We start from the raw sequence: 18,706 nt of genomic DNA on the forward strand, positions 1-18,706 counted from the left end.
CACCGACGACTCCTGGCAGCGAAGCGCGTCTCCTGACGGCCGGCCCTCAGCGCTCCAGCGCCGCCTCGACGGCCTCGCGGACGTCCGGGTGCGGGTCGTTCGCGAGGCCGTCGAGCAGGGCGGCGACGCCCGGGGTGGACCAGCCGGCGACGGCCCACACCAGTTCCTCGCGCACGGCCGGGTCCGGGTGGGCGGCCAACCGGGCGAGGCGGTCCAGTGGGCCGCGGCGGCGGCGCCCGAAGCTCTGCAGGGCGGCGAGCAGTTCGGCGGGGTCGCCCGGCTCGCCGGCGGCCTCGATCCGGGCGAGCAGGACGGGCACGGGCGGCGGCGGGGCGTCCAGCGGGTGCTGGTGGCGCTCGCGCAGCCGACGGCTGCCGTACCCGCCGACGGGCTGGCAGCCCATGCAGGGGCACGGCCGGGTGCCGTGGGCGTTCGGCTGGTAGCGCCAGCCGGCGACCTGCGGCACGCCGCGGATCCGGTGGACCTCGCGGGCGCCCACCGCGCGCGGCACGAACACCTCCCAGCCGCGCGGGTCCGCCAGTTCGGCGACCCGCCGCACCGCCTCGGCGGCGGGCACCCACTGCTGGGCGCCCCTCGCGCGGTCCCGGTAGTGCCCGGTCAGCACCTGCTGTGCGTCGTCCAGCCGGAGGTGCACCGCGACCAGCGAGCCCCCGGTGCCGAACCGGGCCAGTTCGCGCAGCCACTGGTGGGTCAGCGGGTACGAGGGCAGTACCGGGAAGCAGTACAGCCCGCGCACCCCGCCCTGCCCCCGGCTGTCGGCCCGGATCCCGGCACGGCGGATCCGCGGCGCGTTCGCCGCGGTGGTCAGGTGCACGAACATCGCCATGGTCCGGGATGCTAGCGGCTGACCGAACGCAGGCCCATCGGATTTCCTCGCGAGGCGCGGCGGGGCAGGTGGCGTCAGGCGGTGCCCGTTCGGCGGGTGATCAGGGCGGCGAGGCCGTCCAGGATGCGGTCCAGGCCGAAGTCCAGGGCCTGGTCGCGCCCGTCCTCCCCGGTCATGGCGGCGGCCAGGGCGGGGTAGCGGTCGGCGTGCTGGTGCACCAGTGTGCCGAGGGCGGTGAGGAGTTCGGCTTCGGGGGAGCCGTCGGGCCCGGCGGCGCGGGACTGCTGGGCGATGCTGCGGACGTGTCCGGCGAGCAGGACGGCGGCGTCCATCCGCTCGGGGCCGGTCAGTCCGTGGCCGTCGAGGGCGGTCACCACCCGTTCCAGCCAGGTGAGTTCCTTCGGGCCCATCACCCGGGGGCCGACGGTGGCATCGAGCAGCCACGGGTGGCGGCCGAACGACTCGGTCAAGTGGTGTGCCCAGGCGGTGAGTTGGGCCCGCCATTCGTGGGCGTGCCGGCCCTGCGGGGGCTCGCCGACGGCGGCCTCGACCATCAGGGCGACGAGTTCGGCCTTGCCGGGCACGTAGCGGTAGAGCGACATCTTGGTGAAGTCGAGCAGTCCGGCGACCTTCTGCATCGAGACCGCGCCCAGGCCTTCGGCGTCCGCGATCTCGACGCCCGCCGCCGCGATCCGCTCCAGGCTGAGGGCCGGTTTCGGCCCGCGGGTGGGCTTGGCCGGGGGGCCCCAGAGCAGCCGCACCATGTCGTTCGCCGCCTCGCTCACAGTCCGCTCCCGTTCTGGGGGTTGCTCGTCCGACCTAACTGCGTCTACCGTACACAGCAGCAAACAGTATCCACCAGACACAGTTTCTCGACCCTCTCGGACGGAGTGGTTCCCATGAGCACCAAGGTCCTGATCTCGGGCGCGAGCATCGCCGGCCCCGCCCTGGCCCACTGGCTCGGCCGGTACGGCTTCGAGGTCACCGTCGTCGAACTCGCCCCGGCGCTGCGCGGCGGCGGCCAGAACGTCGACTTCCGCGGCCGCACCCACCTGACGGTGCTGGAGCGGATGGGCGTCCTCGACGAACTGCGCGCGCTCGACACCGGCGGCAGCCCGATGACCTTCCTCGGCGCAGACGGCCGTCGACTCCTGCACCTGCCCGCCGAGTTCGCGGGCGGCGAGCTGGAGATCCCGCGCGGCGAACTCGCCCAGCTGCTGTACCGGCACAGCCGCGCCCGCGCCGAGTACGTCTTCGGCGACTCCATCACCGCCCTGGAGGAGACCCCGGGCGGTGTGCGGGCCGCCTTCCGGCACGGCGCGCCGCGCGAGTTCGACCTGGTGATCGGCGCCGACGGGCTGCACTCCAACGTCCGCCGGCTCGCCTTCGGCCCCGAGCAGCGCTACGTCCGCCACCTCGGCTACTACGCGGCCACCTGGCAGTTCCCCGACGACCTCGGCCTGGCGCCCGGTTCGGTCGGCCTCAACGTCCCCGGCCGGCTCGCCTCGATCGGTGCCGACCACCGCGACCCGGCCCGCGCGGGCGCCTTCTGCCTCTTCGCCTCGCCCGAACTGCGCTACGACCGCCATGACCCGGAGCAGCAGAAGGCCCTGGTGCGGGACGCCTTCGCGGGCCTCGGCTGGGAGGTGCCGCGCCTGCTGGAGAGCCTGCGGCACGCCCCCGAGCTCTACTTCGACTCGATCAGCCGCACCGACGTCCCCACCTGGTCCAGCGGCCGGATCGCCCTGCTCGGCGACGCGGCCTGCGGCGCCACCATCGGCGGCATGGGCACCGGCACCGCCGTGGTGGCCGCGTACGTCCTGGCCGGCGAACTGGCCCGGGCCCGCGGCGACCACCGCACCGCCTTCGCCCGGTACGAGCGGCTGCTGCGCGGCTACGCCGAGGGCTGCCAGAAGGGCGGGGACCGCACCGGACCGTTCCTGGCGCCGCGCACCGCGACCGGCCTGCGCGTGCGCAACGGGCTGCTGAACCGGCGCTGGGTGCTGAACCGCATGCTGGAGCTCGGCAAGCAGGTCTCCAGCGTCGAGCTGCCGGACTACGAGCTGCCGAAGAGTGAGCTGCCGAAGAGCGAGCTGCCGGGCAACGAGCTGCCGGAGTACGCGCGCGAGTCGGCCGGCCGGTTCAGCGCGGCGGGCTGATCCGGGTGCCGCCGTCCAGGGCCGCCTCCACCTGGACGGTCGCCCGGGCCGGGCGCTCGACGGCCAGCGTGTGGTCCGGGACGGGCCGGTCGGCGGACCAGTCCGGGCCCTTGACGGCGAGCCGGGTGACCCGCCGGCTGCCCGCCGCGAGCAGGAACTCCGCTCCCTGCGGGGAGCGCCACCAGGCCCAGCCGACGACGTCCTGCTCGAAGCGGCTGCACGCCCGCCCCGGGCCGCCGCCGGTGCGCTGCGGGCCGCGGGCGGTCGGCAGCAGGACGGCGGTGGCGGCGCTGCCCTCACCGGTCCAGCGGTCGGCGCGCAGGCAGACCCAGGACGCCGAGCCCGCGTTCTGCGGCAGCGGCTGCACCGCGAAGGCCCACAGGTTGAGCTGCTTGACGCCCGGCGTGCCGTCCGGGACGGCGCAGCCCGCGCGGGCCCAGGCCAGCAGCGCGTCCTGGCCGGTGGCCTCGCGCGGCTCGCGGGCCGGCTGGGCGCGGTCCGGCGGAGGGGAGTAGGTGAGGTGCGCGGGGACGAGCCCGCCGAGGTCGGTCAGCAGGAAGGCGTGCTTCTCGGCGATGGCGGGGGAGGAGTGCAGCTGGAGAACCGTGGCGCCGTGGCAGTCCGCGAGCCCGCCGCCCGGGACCGCCGCCGTGACCCCGTCAGGGTGGTCCAACGGCCGCGCGGGGGAGTCGGGTTGGTCGATCCGGCGGGTCTCGGCGGCGTCCACCCAGGGGGCCAGCAGATAGCGCACGGCGGTGCCCTGGCGACGCAGCACCACCGCGCCCGCCGTGGTCACGTCCGAGTCGTCGGCCCGGGCGAGGTCCAGGCCGCCGTCGCGCCCGTCGGCGTAGCGGGCGAGCCGCCGGCCGTCGAACAGCACCACCAAGGCGGTGCCGTCGACCGTCCCGGCGAACAGCAGGGCCGGCGGGGCGACGGGCGGCGTGGCGTCCACGCCCGGCTCGCCGCGGGTCTGCGGGCCGGGCCGCTCCCAGGCGGCCAGGGCGCGGCCGAGCAGCGCGCCGTCGTCGCGGCGGTCGCCGCGGGCGGGCCAGGCGGTGAAGTCGACCCGCGCGGTGTGCTGCCACCGGTCCGGCTCGACCCGGGTCAGGCGGGCCGGGTCGGCCGCGGTGCCGGACGGGGCGGCCGCGGGGCGGGCCACGGGCGCGGCCAGCCCGGAGTCGGCCACCACGGCCGCCGTCGTGCTGAGTCCGAGCAGGCCGACCAGCAGCGCGGCGCTCCACGTCCGGCGGCGGCGCAGCAGGTCGGTGGGCTGGACCCGCACCGCGCACGGGTCGAAGGCGGGGGGCTCCGGGTCCGCCCCGGCGGTCACGCCGGCCGCCGCCGCGACGGCCTCCTCGGGGTGCTCGACCCCGGCCCGTCGCAGCGCCCCGGCCGTCTGCTCCGGCGTCAGCCCCTCCACCGCGCGCAGGGCGAAGGCCGCCCGGGCGGGGGCGTCGAGGGCCGCGAGTGCGCGGTCCAGCGCCGCGTCCTCCTCGCCGCCGTGCGGGGTGAACAGCCGCAGTCCCCAGATCCGGGGAGCGGGCAGCCGCCGCGCGGGGTGCGGCCGCAGCGCGGCGCGCAGCACCCGCAGGCGCAGTGCGGCGTACACCGGGTCCTCGTCCGCCGCCGGCGGACCGGCCGGGCGGGTCCAGCGGGAGGGCAGGGCGCGCTGGACGGTCGCGTGCGCGGCCAGCACCCGGCTGTGCCGGTCCCGGTCGGCGGGCAGCGCGAGGTACGCCAGCCGGGCCAGCCGGCGGTAGTGGCGCACCAGCGCGGCTTCGGCCTGGGCCACCGGGCGCGCCGCGGCGCCCTGCGCCGACGATGCCGCGCCCATCGTCCGTCCTGCCAACGTGCCCTCCCCGGATGCCGTTCGTGCTGTCGTGGTGGACGGTCCAACGAGTCGATCATGTGATGGTTGCGCCGTCCGGGCCACCGGGTCGCCGGATCGCAGGGTCGGTGGTTTCGGCGAGGCGCCGGGCGGGCGGTGGTTCGGCACGGTGTCGGATCCGCGTTCGGCGGGCGGGCCCAAGGTCCCACCCGTTCAGCCCCTTGGCCCCTGGCGGCCCGTGCCACCGGGCGCGATGCTGCCGGTACCGGTCGGGACGATCCGCGCCCGGCCGCAAGAGTGTCGTGGACGAGGTGAACCGGCGTGCGGCATGCCACCGTCGAATCTGTGATGACCAGCCCCGTGGTCCGGGTTGCGCCCGAGACCGGCTTCCGGGAGATCGTCGCGCTGCTGACCGAGTACGACATCACCGGGGTGCCGGTGGTGGACGCGGAGGGGCGGCCGCTCGGGATCGTCTCCGAGGCCGACCTGCTGCGCACGCTGGCCGCGCAGGAGGATCCGGGCGCTCTGTTGCCAGCCCCCGAGGCGGCGCAGGCCGGCCCGGGCGGTGCCGTGACCGCGGCCGACCTGATGACCGGGCAGCCGGTCTGCACGACCCCCGGGACCAGCGTGGTCGCGGCGGCCCGGTTGATGAGCCAGCACGGGCTGAAGCGGCTGCCGGTGCTGGACGAGGATGGGCGGGTGACCGGCATGGTCAGCCGCGGGGACCTGCTGCGGGTCTTCCTGCGCGAGGACGTGGTGATCCGGCGGGAGATCGTCGAGGAGGTGCTCGGCCGGATCGACGGGGTGAGCCCGGCGGAGATCGGCGTCGAGGTCGATCAGGGCCGGGTGGTGCTCAGCGGTACGGTGCCCGAGCCGTACCTGGTCCCGATCGTGCTCAACCTGTGCCGCTCGGTCGACGGCGTGGTCTCGGTCACCGACCGGCTCGGTGCGGGCGGGACGGCCGCTCCGGTGGGCTGATCCGTCGATCCGTCGATCCCGAGATCCTGCGATCCGACCGCTGCGCGCTGCTCCGGCCCGGGCGTTCCGCTCCGCATACTGCGGAGCGTATCGGGTAACTCACCCTGTGTGCCTGGCGGGTCGAACTGCCGGGGCGCCGGAGCACAGGGGAGGCGGCCGTGGCGGTCGTGTTCGACGCGGACTTCACTTCGGCCAGACAGTGGACCGCCGGGCGCAGCAGTGCCTACCCCCGGATGGGGCCGACCAACCGGAGCGACCACAAGCTCGACTATCTCGGCCGCGGCTATTGCCCGGGCGGCGTGTTCAGCGCCACCCGGCGGCTCGTCGGCGGGCTCTGGACGTGCAACCTGCTCACCACCGAGGGCAGTCCGGACGGCTTCCAGGCCCGCACCGGCGACCAACTGTCGGCACGCATCACGCTGCCCGTCGGGCTGGGTGCCTGGCCGGCCGTCTGGACCTGGCGGGGCGGCGGCAACGAGGTCGACCTCTTCGAGTACCACCCCGACCATCCGGACCTGTTGGAGTTCTCCAACCACGTCCGGGGCGGGTACCGGTACTGGCACGGCGCCGGCTCGGGGATCGCACCCGGGGCGACCTTCGACCTGCGGGTCGTGCTCGGCGCGAACTCGGTGGACTGGTACGTCGGGGACGAGCTGGTCTACGCGGACCTGCACGGGGTCGGTCCCGCCTGGCAGGCGTACCTGATCGTCAACCTGTCGGTCGCGGACGGCACCTACCACGACCGGCCGCCGCTGCAGGGGCCGGACCGGCTCAGCTGGGTCTGCCACAGCCTTCAGGTCGAGCGCTGAGCGTCCCGTCTCACGGGGCGAAGGTGGCGGTGACCGGGCCGCGCGGGCCGGAGCGCTGGAACCAGACCGTCCGGCGGTGCGCACCGATGTGCGCGGGGTGGGCCACGTACAGGTCGTCGCGCGGGGCGCGTTCGTTGCCGGGGGCCAGGGCCGCGTCCACGGCGCGTGCGGCGATGGCGCGCAACAGGGCGGTGGCGGTCGCTTCGGCCGCGGGCGGTGCGATGGCGAGCACGGTGAGTTCGGCCCAGAGCGCGGTGGAGACGTAGCTGATCGGGGAGTGGCCGAGCGCGGGGTGGGGGCGGTGGTCCCCGTGGCGCCGCAGCACCCCGGCCGCGACGAGCTGCTCGGGCGAGCGGTCGTCGGCCGGCGGGTGGTGGTTCATGGGCGGCAACGCTACCCCGGTGGGCCGGGCGCTGAGCGCCGGAACGTTTTCTCAGGCTTTCTTCAGGGCGCTTCGGTCCGGTGCGGGCGCACGATGGTGGTGAGGCGCTGGTCACCTCGGCGGGCCCCGGCTACGGGGCCGGAGGAGGAGGTCCCGATGAGGTACTGGCACGGACACGGCCACGTTCTGGGTGGCTGGGGCATCGGCGTGATGGCGATCTTGACTCTGCTGGTCCTGCTGGTCCTGGTGCTCGCCGCCATCGCCCTGTTCCGGTACGTGTCGCGGTCGCGCCGGCCGCTGCCGCACGGCCCGGCGGGTCCGGGTGCGGCGGCTTCGGGTGCGGCGGGGCCGGGGTGGGGCGCGCCGCACGGCGCGGTGGCCGGGCCGACGCCCGAGCAACTGCTCGCGGAGCGGTTCGCGCGTGGCGAGATCGACACCGAGGAGTACCGGCACAGGCTCGACACGCTGCGCTCGGTGAACGGGCCGGGTGACGGCTGAGCCGGGGCGCGGGCGGGCCCGCCACACGGTGGTACGTGTGGCGGGCCCGTCTGTGGTGGCGGCCTGGCCGGCGTTTGCGTAGCCCGTTCGGCCTACTCGGCGTGCGTGGCCTGCTGGGCCTATTCGACGACCAGCTCGACCGGGATGTTGCCGCGGGTGGCGCGCGAGTACGGGCAGACGTCGTGCGCCTGCTTGACCAGCTGCTCGCCGGTCCCGTCCGCGAGCGCCTCGGGCAGTTCGACGCGCAGCACGACGGCCAGGCCGAAACCGGCGCCGTCCTTGCCGATGGACACCTCGGCGGTGACCGAGACCTCGCTGGTGTCGACCCGGGCCTGGCGGCCGACCAGGCCGAGGGCGCTGGCGAAGCAGGCCGCGTAGCCGGCCGCGAACAGCTGCTCCGGGTTGGTGCCCTGGCCGCTGCCGCCGAGAGCGGGCGGCATCGCCAGCGCGAGGTCCAGCTGCCCGTCGGAGCTGACGGCGCGGCCCTCCCGGCCGTTGGCGGTGGCGGCTGCGGTGTAGAGCGCGTCCATGGTCGGTTCCCTTCGTGTGTTCCGGCGGCCGCCCGGGCCGCCCTCTGGAGATAAGTAGAGCACGCAATTCAATTGCGCACAACTAAATGGCGTGAGGGTGATCGGTACCATGGAGCCATGACCACGCTCCCCGGCATGGCGGACGAGGAACTGCTCCGCCTCGACCAGCAGATCTGCTTCTCGCTGAACGCGGCCTCCCGCGCCTTCGGTGGCGTCTACCGGGTGCTGCTGCGCGACCTCGGGCTCACCTACCCCCAGTACCTCGTCCTGCTCGTGCTCTGGGAGGACGGCGACCTGCCCGTCAAGCGGATCGGCGAGCGCCTGCGGCTCGACTCCGGCACGCTCTCCCCGCTGCTCAAGCGGCTGGAGGCGGCCGGACTGGTGCGGCGCGAGCGCAGCCCGGAGGACGAGCGGTCGGTCACCGTCAGCCTCACCGCCGAGGGCTCCGCCCTGCGCGAGCGGGCCGGACAGGTGCCGCGCCGGCTGTTCGACGCGACCGGGCTGCCGGTCGAGGACCTGGCCGCGCTGCGCGTACTGCTGGAGCGGGTGACCGCCGCGCTCGACTCGGCGGTGGTGGAGCCGGCGCCGTAGTCGCGGCATTCGCCCTGTCAAGTCGGACGGCCCGCAGCCTGTGACGTGGGTCACGTGCGCCTGGGTCCCGGGCTCCTGTCGGGGCCGAACCGGCAGGTCAGCGCCGGTGTTCGAAAGTGAACGGAAACGGTCGCCAATTGTCCGCCCGATCCGGTCAACAACCCGGGCCGCCCGGACGGTTACACCACGAGCCCCCAGGGGCCGTCGGCGTGCCACCCGGTGGGCCGGCCAGCTGACCCACGAAAGGGGGGCGCGTGTGCTGAACACCCCCGGGCCGGGCGAGAAGCGGGACCTGCGGGCGGACCCGCTCGGCGCGCTGCCGGCCGACTTCGAGGCCTTCTTCACCCGCGAGCACCCGGGCTACCTCCGGTACGCCCAGCAGCGCCTGCGACATCGCGAGGACGCGCAGGACGCCGTCCAGAACGCGGGCGCCACGCTCTACAAGAACTGGCGCCGCGCCCTGGCCAGCGCCGACCCGCAGGCCTTCGCCTTCAAGGTCGTCAAGGACGCGGTGGTGGACCTCCTGCGCGAGCGCCGCCGCGCCGAACGCAAACGGCTGCGCGTCATCGCGCAGCGCCGGCCCGACACCAGCCAGGACGAACTGGACCAGCTCGCCGAACTCGATGCGCTGGACTGGGCGATGGAGGAACTCGCGCGCGCCGCCCCGGTCCAGGCCGACGTCGTCCGGCTGCGCCAGGCGGGCCTGTCCTACCCGGACATCGGTCGCAGCCTCGGCATCGCGCACACCACCGCCCGCACCTACTACAGCCTCGGGCGGCGCCACCTGGAGTACCTGCTGGAGCAGCCGGACGACGGGCAGGCGCCGTGAAGGTCACCGAACTGCTGCGGGCGGACGCCGCCCTGCTGGAACGCGAGTTCCGCGACCACGACCCGGCCGCCTTCACCCGTCGGCTGGCCGAGCGGCTCGCCGCCGCCCGCCGGCCCGCGCCGCCCGCCCGCGAACGCCCGGCCCGCCCGCCCGCGAACGCCCGGCCGCCGCACGCCTTCGGCGAACCCCCGTGGGCCGGCGGCCGGACGGAGCTCCGACGCGACCTGCGGCACCTGTGCGCCACCGTGGCGGGCGCGGTGGAACCGGGCGAACTGGCGCTGGACCTCGAACTCGCCGAGAAGACGGCCTTCCGCACCCTCGGCTGCCTGCTCTACGGGATGGGCCGCACCGCGGACGGCGTCTTCTGGTGGCGGATCGCGACGCAGTACGGCGACCGGCTGGCCGTGCACTGCCTGGCCGTCCACTACGCGGCCGAGGGCGAGACCCGGGACGCGGCCCGCTGGGCCGCCCAGGCCGAGGACCTCAGCGCCCCCGGCCACCTGCCCGCCCTGGCCCCGGACGCCGGGCCGGGCGGTGCCGCGCAGCTGGCGCGGGAGCTGGCCGAGCGCTACGACGGCGAGATCCTGCTGACGCTCAGGGACGTGCTGGCGGTGCGCCCGGGGACGGACGGCGGACGGCTGGGCCTGCGGTCGGTGCGGGGGAGAGGGGTGGTGCGCATCCGGTGAGCCGGGCGCTGGTGGGTGGAGGGCTGTGGTGGTGTGGGGCCCGGCGGCTCTGACAGCGGGCCGGCCGCCGAGGGGCGGCTCACGCGAGCCCGGTGATGAGGGAGGGCTCACGCGAGCCCGGTGATGGCGTCGCCGACGTACTCGGCCCCGATCACGGCCAGCACGGTGGTCGTGATCGCCGTGCTGTGGGTGGCCAGCCAGGCCTTCCACTCCCCGAGGGTCCGCGCCGAGCGGTCCCCGCGGAGCAGGTGGACCCCGAGCGGAAGCAGCGTGCACAGCGAGCCGATCAGCACCATCAGCGCGGCGGCCACCACCGTGCCGCCGATCCCGGCCGTACTGGCGGCGATCGAGGCCGCGCCGCCGACGGCCAGTGCCAGGTTCTTCGGGCCGGTCGTGACCAGGGCCACCGCGAGACCGGCCGACCGGCCCGCGCTGAAGCGGCCCACCTCCCGCATCCACCTCGGCGGCGCGGTGACGTGCCCCGCGCGGGGCCGGTCGCGCCACCGCTTCCAGGTCATCAGGACGAACAGGACGCCCAGCGCGAGCTCCAGCCAGTACGGCCAGTCCGGCCGGCCGCCACCCGAACCCAGTGCTCTGCCCGCCGCCACCACGACCGCCACCACCGCCGCCAGGCCGGCCGCCCAGCCGGCCGCGAAGGCGAGCCCGATGGTCCGCCCGCGCGGTGCGGCCAGCATCAGGACCACCGCGACCAGCGCCGGCGGGCTGATCGCGATGCCCACCGCCGACGCCAGCATCGAACCGACCGCCTCGCCCATCCCGCTCCCGCCTCCTCGCCGTCGCCCGGGCTCGCCCGGCGGGGCCGCCGTCCGGGCCCGCCTCCGGTGGAGCCGCTGCCCGGGGCGTCCGGTGAAGCCGTCGCCCGGGCCCTGCTCCCGCCGGGCACACGTCTGCCCCATTCAGCTACGCCCGGGGCCGCCGTGCACGGCCGGGGCCGCTGTGCGGGTGAGGCCCGGAGGGCTCAGGCCCGGAACGGCCGCAGCTCGCCCGGAACCGCCGAGGGCCGCCGCACCGGTGTGGTGCGGCGGCCCTCGGACGTGGTCACGGCAGCGGATCAGTCGTTGCCCGACTCGATCGCAGCGCTGTCGAGCGCGGTGGACTTGGCCGCCAGCGCCTCGGCGTCGGGGCCGGCGGCGGCGATCGGTGCCGCCCCGCCGGGCGCCAGCTCGCCGATCAGGCCGCTCCACGGCGCCAGCTGGCCGTGCACCGCGTACTGCTCCAGCTTGCTGCGCGAGTCGGCGATGTCGAGGTTGCGCATGGTCAGCTGGCCGATGCGGTCGTCCGGGACGAACGCGGCGTCGACGCTGCGCTCCATGGACAGCTTCTCGGGGTGGTAGCTGAGGTTCGGGCCCTGGGTGTCGAGCACCGAGTAGTCCTGGCCGCGGCGCAGTCGCAGCGTGACGCTGCCGGTGACCGGCTGGCCGACCCAGCGCTGGAGGCTGTCGCGGAGCATCAGCGACTGCGGGTCGAACCAGCGGCCCTCGTACAGCAGCCGCCCGAGCCGACGGCCCTGGGTGTGGTAGGTGGCGACGGTGTCCTCGTTGTGGATCGCGTTGAGCAGCCGCTCGTAGGCGGTGTGCAGCAGCGCCATGCCGGGGGCCTCGTAGATGCCGCGACTCTTGGCCTCGATGATGCGGTTCTCGATCTGGTCCGACATGCCCAGGCCGTGGCGCCCGCCGATCCGGTTGGCCTCGTGCACCAGCTCGACGGCGTCGGCGAACGCCCGGCCGTTGATGCGGACCGGACGGCCGAACTCGAACTCGATCGTCACGTCCTCGGTCTGGATCTCGACCGCCGGGTCCCAGAAGGCCACGCCCATGATCGGGCTGACGATCTCCATCGAGGTGTCCAGGTACTCCAGCCGCTTGGCCTCGTGGGTGGCGCCCCAGATGTTGGCGTCGGTGGAGTAGGCCTTCTCGGCGGAGTCGCGGTACGGCAGGTCGCGCTCGGAGAGCCAGGCGGACATCTCCTTGCGGCCGCCGAGTTCGGTGACGAACCGCTGGTCCAGCCACGGCTTGTAGATCCGCAGGCTGGGGTTGGCGAGCAGGCCGTAGCGGTAGAACCGCTCGATGTCGTTGCCCTTGTAGGTGGAGCCGTCGCCCCAGATGGAGACCTCGTCCTCGCGCATCGCGCGGACCAGCAGGGTGCCGGTCACGGCGCGGCCGAGCGGGGTGGTGTTGAAGTACGTCTGCCCGGCGGAGCGGATGTGGAAGGCACCGCAGGCGAGGGCGGCCAGGCCCTCCTCGACCAGCGCCGCCCGGCAGTCGACCAGCCGGGCCTGCTCGGCGCCGTAGGCGCGACCGCGGGCCGGGACGTCGGCGAGGTTCGGCTCGTCGTACTGGCCGATGTCGGCCGTGTAGGCGTAGGGGACGGCGCCGTGCTCGCGCATCCACGCGACGGCGACGGAGGTGTCCAATCCACCGGAGAATGCGATGCCGATCCGTTCACCGACCGGCAGCTTGCTCAAGACCTTCGACATGCATGCACCCTTGACCCGCGAGGCGCGGGCTCCTGACTTAGCGACGTGTGAGGGGATTCGGCGTATCCGATGCCCGCACTCTGGCATAGGTTTGCAGAGTATCGCAAGAGCATACGATCGGCTCGGCGAGGGGTGGCCGCTCCTGTTGCCGCCCCTCGCCGTGGCCGATCGGTGGTCGCCTGGCCTCAACCCGGCTTTCTCCCAGGCGCGTTGGGTGGCCGGACGCCGGGGAGAGGAGTCAGGAGGCGCTGTCGGCGTCCGGCCCCTGGGCGCGCAGGCGGCGGACGTTCTCCAGCGACTCGCGCAGTTCGGTGAGCCAGGTGTCGGAGTGGCGCTGCACCAGGCGGACGCACCAGGCGAGCGCCTCGCTGCGGCTGCGGGCGACGCCCGCCTCCACCAGGGTGTCGAGCACCTGCCGTTCGGGCTGGCGCAGCCGGGTCATGACGGGGGCGGAGACGGTGGTGAACATGCCCCTCAGGTCGCCGCACTCGGCGCCCCAGGAGACCTTGCGGCCGTAGCGGCGCTCGGCCTCCCGGGCGACGGCGATCCGGGCGTCCCTGGTCCGGTCGCGGAACTCGGCGATCCGGCCCTCGGACGCCGCTTCGCGCTCGGCGTCCGAGGCCGTCCGGTCGAGGGTGGGCTCGGTGATGCGGCCGACGACGGTGATCTCCTCGCGGTCCGCGGTGATCTCGACGAGATCGGTGAACAGGTCGGCGGGGAGGCGGCCGGTGAACCACCCCCGGAGCTCTTCGGGTGAGGTTGTAATCATGTAATCAGCATTACTCGGGGTGGGGGTGATCGCAAGACCCCGGGGAGGAGCGCCGGGGGGAGTGTCGGAGGGCCGTCAGCGTGCGGCGGAGACCGGCATCCGGGCCCGGGCCCGGATGCGCAGCCAGGGCGTCCGGGCGGCCAGTGCGCCGAGGCCTAGCGCCACCAGGTGCCCGGCGTCGGCCAGTTGCTGGTCCAGCGCCCAGGTCACGGCCAGCCCCAGCCCGAGCGCGGGCAGCCCGAACCGGCGCAGCGGGGCCGGGCCCAGGGCCAGCAGGCAGCCGGCGGTGCCGACCAGCCCGTAGCTGATCCCGACGTCACGCGCCCGGGACAGCGCCCCCGGGATCCGGGCGGTGAGCATCACCCACATGGCGCCCTCGGTGAGCAGGGTGGCGCCCAGGTGGCCGAAGACGAAGACCGCGCCGGCCCGGGCCGGGCCCCAGCGCCACTCGGCCAGGCCCAGCACCACGGCCACCGCCGCGATGCCCGCCCAGGCGGGCACCCCGTCGACCACCAGCCCGCTGGTGAACATCGTCCACCACTTGCCGACCTCCATGTGGTGGACGTTGCTGCTGTTGTGCCGGACGAACCGGGCCCGGGCGCCGTGGCTCTGGCCGGCCAGCCAGCAGGCCGTCGCGGTCAGCAGCAGCACGTACACCGTGGTCAGCCGCAGTCGGTCCGCCACGCGCAGCGCCGGGTGCCGAGCTCCGGGACCGGCGTCGATACCCGCAGGTGCGGTCGTCGTGCCGCGCTCGCTCATCGTGCCCGTCGCCCTCGCTGTGCGGTCCCGGTGGTGCCGCCCGGCAGCCCCCGGCGGCCCGTTCCGGGCGGTCAGAGCGCCAGCGTACGCCAGCCCCGGGTGATCTCCTCGCGGACCGAACTCGCGTTCGGCGCCGGGACGCCCGGGGCCGGAGCGGCCGTCAGCAGCTCCAGCAGCGCCGCGCCGCCCGCCGGGCGCCCGGCCGGGTCGGCGTTCAGCGCGCGGACCACCACGGCGGCCGGCGCCGGGTCCAGGGCGTGGACGGCGGCCGGCGCGGCGGGCTCGGGCCCGGTGTCCACGATCCGCCGGATCACCGCGCCCGTGCTGGTCGCCGCGAACGGGCTGGCGCCGTGCGCCGGGCCGGCCTGGGGCGGGACGTGCGCCGGGGGTTGCTGGGCCCCGGCGGCCGGTGCGTAGACCGTCCGCGAGACCCGGTCACTCGAAGGGCGCACCGCGTAGACGCGCCGGGGGCCGCCCCGGGTGAGGGTGAAGGGAACCGTCGAGGAGGCGCCGATGACCGGTGGCACCACCAACGCGCCCGGACACCGGCGCCCCTGGTGGGCACGCCTCGCGCACGCGGTCCGGACCTACGTCCGCCGGGCCCCGGGTACCTACGTCTGGCTGGCGATCCTGCTCGCCACCACACAGGTGATCCACCACGTCGACAGCGCGACCGCCGACCGGATCCTGGAACGGCGCTCGACCAACCTGCACCACCTCCAGGTCTCACCGGTGCGCGTGCTGATCACCAGTGCGCTGTGGATCGCGGGCGGCGGGTGGCTGAGCTACTTCCTGCTCTACAACCTCTTCCACGTGCCCGCCGAACGCTGGCTCGGCACCCTGCGCTGGATCTCGGTGGCGATGATCGCGCACGTCGGCGCGACCTACCTCAGCGAGGGCCTGCTCGGGTGGGCGATCCACCGCGGCATCGCCCCGCCGAGGGCCGTCTACACCCTCGACTACGGCGTCAGCTACGCGCTCGCCGGGGTGGTCGCGGTGCTCACCTACCTGATCGTGCGGCCCTGGCGGTACCTGTACGTGGCCGTTGTGCTGGTCTTCTACGGCCTGGGCGTCGCGCAGAGCCGGGACTACACCAGCATCGGCCACTTCAGCGCCGTGCTGATCGGCCTGGCCTGCTACCCGCTGACCCGGGACCGCCCGGGCTCCTGGGACCCGGTTGCCACGGGCCGGCTCGTCCGACGGCGGCTGCGCCGGCGTTGACGGTGGTGGTGGTGGCGGCGGTGGTGCTTGGTGGCTGCTCCGTGGTGGTGGCGGCGTCGACGGATCAGCCGGTGCGCGGGGGGTCCGGGGCGGGCGTGCCCAGGTAGACGTTCAGCGGGGGCCCCTGGGCCAGCACCGCCCCCGCCGTGACGGAGAAGGTGACGGCGGCGCAGAGCGCGATCAGCCAGGACAGCAGTATCAGCACCAGCCCCAGCGAACCGTACTGGGCCAGACTGCGGTTCAGCGCGCCCGGCATGTAGACCCGGGCGGTCAGTGACATCGCGGTGGCCGCGGCGGCCGTCAGCAGCGCGCCGGGCAGCAGCGGCAGCCAGCCGACCCGGGCGCTCAACAGCAGGTGGGTGGTCCACCACCAGACCACCAAGGACGCCGCGAAGGTGAGCGGCAGGCCCAGCCAGAAGCCGACACCGAAACCGTCCCGCAGCGAGCCCTGGAAGAGCAGCACCGTCAGCCAGGCCACGATCCACAGCAGCCACCGCCAGGCCGCCGCCCGGGTACCGGCCTTCGGCAGCCGCCAGGCGTGCTCGCAGACCCGGGCCACCGCGCGGCTGCAACTGGTCGCCGACAGCAGTGCCATCAGCACGCCGATGATTCCGGTGGTGCCTCGCAGGTCCCCGGTGCCGTACAGCGCCTGGCGCAGCTCCTGATCCGAGGCGCCGGAGACGCCGAACAGCGCGCGGAGCGAGGCCACCAGCTGGTCCCGCACATCGGGCGGGGCGAACGCGGCCACCGCGAACAGCAGTGGTACGGAGGTCAGGAAGATCTGGGAGGCCATCCGGGTGGCGGCGTCCAGCAGTCCGGGGGAGAGCAGCCGGGCCGTCAGCTCGGTGATCACCGGGAAGCGCCGCTCGGCCTCGACCCGTGCCCGCTCCCACTGCCCGCGGCCCCGGGCCAGCCGCTCCCCCCAACGGCCGGCGGCCTCCCTCACCGACCTCATCCCTCGGTCCTCCCGCAGCGGGGCAACGATCCGCCCCAGTCAAGGCCAGCCCGGCCCGTCCCGCCACCGGAGGTGTCCGTCCGCAGGCGGGTGGGCGGCGTCGGGCGGCGGCATCGGGTGTGGGGATCGGGGACGGGGACGGGGAACGGGTGTGGTGTGGTGTGGTCGTGGGTCTACCGTCGGGGCGGCGGGCTCATGGGGCTCGTGGGACTCCGCCCGATGAGCGTGTTGAGCACGTTGAGGGCCGCCTTCTTGCGCTGGGCCTTGCGCGACCAGACCGCCGGGCAGACGACCCCGAAGAAGAACAGCAACACCACGACGAGGCTCGGGGCCGCCGAGATGATCGCGATGGTGTTGTTGCTCTGGAATCCGGCCGCGACCGGGCCTGCGCCGGTCGCGGCGACTCCGGCCGGAGCGAGCCAGCGGGGGCCCGGTGCGGGCGGTGCGGTGCCCGTGGCCTGGGCGCTTCCGCCCGACGCGGGAATCCCCGTACCCTCGTGCATGTAGTTCTCCGGGTGTTGATGGGGCTACGAGTGATGACGGCTTCCTGTTGACGCAGGGAGCCGTCGCTCCGTTGTGGGGCGTACGGCTCGTACCGACAGTGGCTACGATGACAGAGCCGTGGAAGGCCAAAAAACCGCAGAAAACATCGCGGGACTTGAGAAAGTTGATGTTGGTCCAGGTCAGAGGCGCACTGGCGTCATCGATGTGACTCACATCACAGGAAATGGGAGAGGAACTGTGAGGAATCTCACGGTGGGGATATGGCGCGCAGGCTCCCGCTGAGTGGAACGGGCCCGCTGGTCTCCTTCGCCCGCGAGCTCCGCGAACTCAAGGAACGCTCCCGGGGCACGGTCGAGACGGTCGTCGCGCGAGGCGCCTCGCGGACGGCGGTCTACGCCGCCCTGAACGGATCCCGCCTGCCGAGCGCCAAGAACCTGGACGCCATGGTCGAGGCGTGGGGCAGCGGCAGCGAGCTCGAACGGCGGCAGTGGCACGACCGGCGACGTTCCGCCGAGGAAGGCCTCGCGGAGGCGGCCCGGCGGCAGGGCGCGGCGACGGCCGGCCGCACACCCGAGGAGGAGGACTTCACCCGCGCGCTGCGCGGACTGTGGAGCAAGGTCGGCGACCCGTCGACCGAACGGGTGGCGCGCCACTGCGACCTGAGCGCGCGAACCCTCGACTCCTACCTGGACGGACGGACCATTCCGACGGAGTCGCGGCTTCGCGAACTCTTCGACGGGCTGTCCGCGCTGCGCGCCGATGACAGCGCCTGGCTGGCGGCCACCCGGGACACCTTCATCGGGGAGGTGCTCTTCCGCGCCCAGACGGCGCGGCAGGAGGAGCGGGCGAGGGTCAGGGAACTGGCCACGGCCCTCCCGGAAGGGCAGGCTCCCGTCGAGTTCGGCCCGTTCCCCGACGGCATCGGGCCGGTGCCGGGCGTACGACTGGGCCAGGAGTTCGACAACCGGCGGACGCTCTCGCTGGCCGGTGTGCACCGGCCGCTCCAGGCCGGTATCTGCGGTCTGCGAGAGCTCGGCGCGGAATCGATCGTGGTCTCCGGTGGGTACGAGGAGGACGAGGACCTCGGTGATGTGATCCTCTACACCGGGGAGGGCGGGCGAAGCCCGCAGACGGGGCAGCCGGCCCGGAACCAGCAGCTGACGCGCGGCAACGCGGCCCTGGCGACGAGCGCGGCGACCGGGGCCCCGGTTCGCGTGGTCCGGGGAGTCACCACCGCGACCCGCTCCTTCTACCGCTACGACGGGCTCTTCCGGGTCGAGGACCTCTGGTCCGAGACCTCCTCCGACGGTTTCCTCGTGTGGCGGTTCCGCCTGGTCGCCCTTCCCCCGGCCGAACAGGCTGCGGCAGTCGCCCGGGTATCGGATCGGGTGACGGCTCAGGTAGCGGCTCCGGTGACGGATCGGGTGACGGCTCCGACGGATGAGGACGGTCGGGAGGCGGGGCCGGTCCGATCCGCGACATCGATCGAGCGCGTCGTCCGGAACACCGCGATCGCCACCCACGTGAAACGTGCGCACGACTACACCTGCCAGGTGTGCGGTGTCCGCATGGTGGTCCCGGGCGGCGCCTACGCCGAGGCCGCACACATCACGCCCCTGGGGAGACCGCACCACGGGTCGGACACCGTCGACAACGTTCTCTGCCTGTGTGCCAACCACCACGTGCTGTTCGACTTCGGCATGCTGATCGTCAACGACGACCTCACGGTGGTGAGTCGCGACGACAGCTCCGTGCTGGGCCGGCTGCGAGAGGCGGCGGATCACGTCGTCGACCGGAAGCGCCTCGCGGAGCACCGGCTGCGGCACGGGGTTCCCCGGCACGAGGGCATGCGCTGACCCCTGTC

Annotated in this window: 21 protein-coding genes; 9 read left to right on the plus strand and 12 right to left on the minus strand. The window is 74.4% G+C overall.

What is annotated here, in order from left to right; translation table 11 throughout:
- Positions 1–46: 46 nt before the first annotated feature.
- Both AC07BF_RS19040 and AC07BF_RS19045 read right to left on the minus strand, forming a co-directional pair.
- On the minus strand, positions 47–847 hold the full coding sequence (locus AC07BF_RS19040) for a HEAT repeat domain-containing protein (protein ID WP_363582605.1): 801 nt from the start codon (positions 845–847) through the stop codon (positions 47–49).
- 74 nt (positions 848–921) lie between these two features.
- Positions 922–1,611, minus strand: a complete 690-nt coding sequence (locus AC07BF_RS19045; RefSeq protein WP_400806148.1) for a TetR/AcrR family transcriptional regulator — start codon at positions 1,609–1,611, stop codon at positions 922–924.
- A 135-nt stretch (positions 1,612–1,746) separates the two neighbouring features.
- Between AC07BF_RS19045 and AC07BF_RS19050 the strand changes: the two genes are divergently transcribed.
- On the plus strand, positions 1,747–3,006 hold the full coding sequence (locus AC07BF_RS19050) for an FAD-dependent monooxygenase (protein WP_478333630.1): 1,260 nt from the start codon (positions 1,747–1,749) through the stop codon (positions 3,004–3,006).
- Here the strand turns inward: AC07BF_RS19050 and AC07BF_RS19055 are convergent.
- On the minus strand, positions 2,990–4,840 hold the full coding sequence (locus AC07BF_RS19055) for a hypothetical protein (protein WP_478333631.1): 1,851 nt from the start codon (positions 4,838–4,840) through the stop codon (positions 2,990–2,992). The two genes, AC07BF_RS19050 and AC07BF_RS19055, sit on opposite strands and share 17 nt — an antisense overlap.
- Positions 4,841–5,182: 342 nt before the next feature.
- On the opposite strand from AC07BF_RS19055, the gene AC07BF_RS19060 reads away from it, so the two are divergent.
- Both AC07BF_RS19060 and AC07BF_RS19065 read left to right on the plus strand, forming a co-directional pair.
- A complete protein-coding gene (locus tag AC07BF_RS19060; RefSeq protein WP_478333632.1) occupies positions 5,183–5,812 on the plus strand; it encodes a CBS domain-containing protein in 630 nt (209 codons plus the stop codon).
- A 158-nt stretch (positions 5,813–5,970) separates the two neighbouring features.
- Positions 5,971–6,621, plus strand: coding sequence for a LamG domain-containing protein (locus tag AC07BF_RS19065; protein ID WP_363582615.1), 651 nt, complete (start codon positions 5,971–5,973; stop codon positions 6,619–6,621).
- Positions 6,622–6,631: 10 nt separating this feature from the next.
- On the opposite strand, the gene AC07BF_RS19070 is transcribed toward AC07BF_RS19065, so the two are convergent.
- Complete coding sequence (locus tag AC07BF_RS19070) at positions 6,632–7,003, minus strand: hypothetical protein (RefSeq protein WP_363582617.1); 372 nt, start codon at positions 7,001–7,003, stop codon at positions 6,632–6,634.
- Positions 7,004–7,159: 156 nt separating this feature from the next.
- On the opposite strand from AC07BF_RS19070, the gene AC07BF_RS19075 reads away from it, so the two are divergent.
- Positions 7,160–7,501, plus strand: a complete 342-nt coding sequence (locus AC07BF_RS19075; protein WP_363582619.1) for an SHOCT domain-containing protein — start codon at positions 7,160–7,162, stop codon at positions 7,499–7,501.
- Positions 7,502–7,620: 119 nt separating this feature from the next.
- On the opposite strand, the gene AC07BF_RS19080 is transcribed toward AC07BF_RS19075, so the two are convergent.
- Positions 7,621–8,031: an organic hydroperoxide resistance protein gene (locus AC07BF_RS19080; RefSeq protein WP_363582621.1), complete on the minus strand. Its 411-nt coding sequence runs from the start codon at positions 8,029–8,031 to the stop codon at positions 7,621–7,623.
- Positions 8,032–8,148: 117 nt separating this feature from the next.
- Between AC07BF_RS19080 and AC07BF_RS19085 the strand changes: the two genes are divergently transcribed.
- From AC07BF_RS19085 to AC07BF_RS19095, 3 genes are all read left to right on the plus strand, one after another.
- Positions 8,149–8,622 carry a MarR family winged helix-turn-helix transcriptional regulator gene (locus AC07BF_RS19085; protein WP_363582623.1) on the plus strand — a complete coding sequence of 158 codons (474 nt, stop codon included), beginning with the start codon at positions 8,149–8,151 and terminating at the stop codon, positions 8,620–8,622.
- Between the two features lie 256 nt (positions 8,623–8,878).
- Positions 8,879–9,451 carry an RNA polymerase sigma factor gene (locus tag AC07BF_RS19090; RefSeq protein WP_350882705.1) on the plus strand — a complete coding sequence of 191 codons (573 nt, stop codon included), beginning with the start codon at positions 8,879–8,881 and terminating at the stop codon, positions 9,449–9,451.
- Entirely contained in the window at positions 9,448–10,137 is a 690-nt protein-coding gene (locus AC07BF_RS19095; RefSeq protein WP_400805759.1) for a hypothetical protein, read from the plus strand. Before AC07BF_RS19090 ends, AC07BF_RS19095 begins: the two co-directional genes overlap by 4 nt.
- A gap of 107 nt (positions 10,138–10,244) precedes the next feature.
- Here AC07BF_RS19095 and AC07BF_RS19100 read toward each other — a convergent pair whose 3' ends face one another.
- The 5 genes from AC07BF_RS19100 to AC07BF_RS19120 form a co-directional block, all read right to left on the minus strand.
- On the minus strand, positions 10,245–10,913 hold the full coding sequence (locus AC07BF_RS19100) for a GAP family protein (protein ID WP_363582627.1): 669 nt from the start codon (positions 10,911–10,913) through the stop codon (positions 10,245–10,247).
- A 296-nt stretch (positions 10,914–11,209) separates the two neighbouring features.
- Positions 11,210–12,634 (minus strand): argininosuccinate synthase, encoded by a 1,425-nt coding sequence (gene argG / locus AC07BF_RS19105; protein WP_063350707.1) that lies wholly within the window; start codon positions 12,632–12,634, stop codon positions 11,210–11,212.
- A gap of 238 nt (positions 12,635–12,872) precedes the next feature.
- The gene (locus AC07BF_RS19110; RefSeq protein ID WP_363582629.1) at positions 12,873–13,403 is read right to left on the minus strand and encodes a hypothetical protein; all 531 of its coding nucleotides are present in this window, start codon (positions 13,401–13,403) and stop codon (positions 12,873–12,875) included.
- A 75-nt stretch (positions 13,404–13,478) separates the two neighbouring features.
- A complete protein-coding gene (locus AC07BF_RS19115) occupies positions 13,479–14,087 on the minus strand; it encodes a rhomboid-like protein (RefSeq protein WP_363582631.1) in 609 nt (202 codons plus the stop codon).
- Between the two features lie 146 nt (positions 14,088–14,233).
- Complete coding sequence (locus AC07BF_RS19120) at positions 14,234–14,692, minus strand: hypothetical protein (RefSeq protein ID WP_478333633.1); 459 nt, start codon at positions 14,690–14,692, stop codon at positions 14,234–14,236.
- Here AC07BF_RS19120 and AC07BF_RS19125 point away from each other — a divergent pair.
- Complete coding sequence (locus tag AC07BF_RS19125) at positions 14,676–15,383, plus strand: rhomboid-like protein (RefSeq protein WP_478333634.1); 708 nt, start codon at positions 14,676–14,678, stop codon at positions 15,381–15,383. The two genes, AC07BF_RS19120 and AC07BF_RS19125, sit on opposite strands and share 17 nt — an antisense overlap.
- Before the next feature lie 64 nt (positions 15,384–15,447).
- Here AC07BF_RS19125 and AC07BF_RS19130 read toward each other — a convergent pair whose 3' ends face one another.
- Together AC07BF_RS19130 and AC07BF_RS19135 are read right to left on the minus strand one after the other, a co-directional pair.
- Complete coding sequence (locus AC07BF_RS19130; protein WP_363582637.1) at positions 15,448–16,338, minus strand: YhjD/YihY/BrkB family envelope integrity protein; 891 nt, start codon at positions 16,336–16,338, stop codon at positions 15,448–15,450.
- Positions 16,339–16,511: 173 nt separating this feature from the next.
- A complete protein-coding gene (locus tag AC07BF_RS19135; protein WP_363582638.1) occupies positions 16,512–16,841 on the minus strand; it encodes a hypothetical protein in 330 nt (109 codons plus the stop codon).
- Between the two features lie 261 nt (positions 16,842–17,102).
- Between AC07BF_RS19135 and AC07BF_RS19140 the strand changes: the two genes are divergently transcribed.
- Positions 17,103–18,698 carry a YDG/SRA domain-containing protein gene (locus tag AC07BF_RS19140; RefSeq protein ID WP_363631352.1) on the plus strand — a complete coding sequence of 532 codons (1,596 nt, stop codon included), beginning with the start codon at positions 17,103–17,105 and terminating at the stop codon, positions 18,696–18,698.
- The last annotated feature ends 8 nt before the right edge of the window (positions 18,699–18,706 follow it).

Source organism: Kitasatospora sp. NPDC043950 (assembly GCF_056435345.1).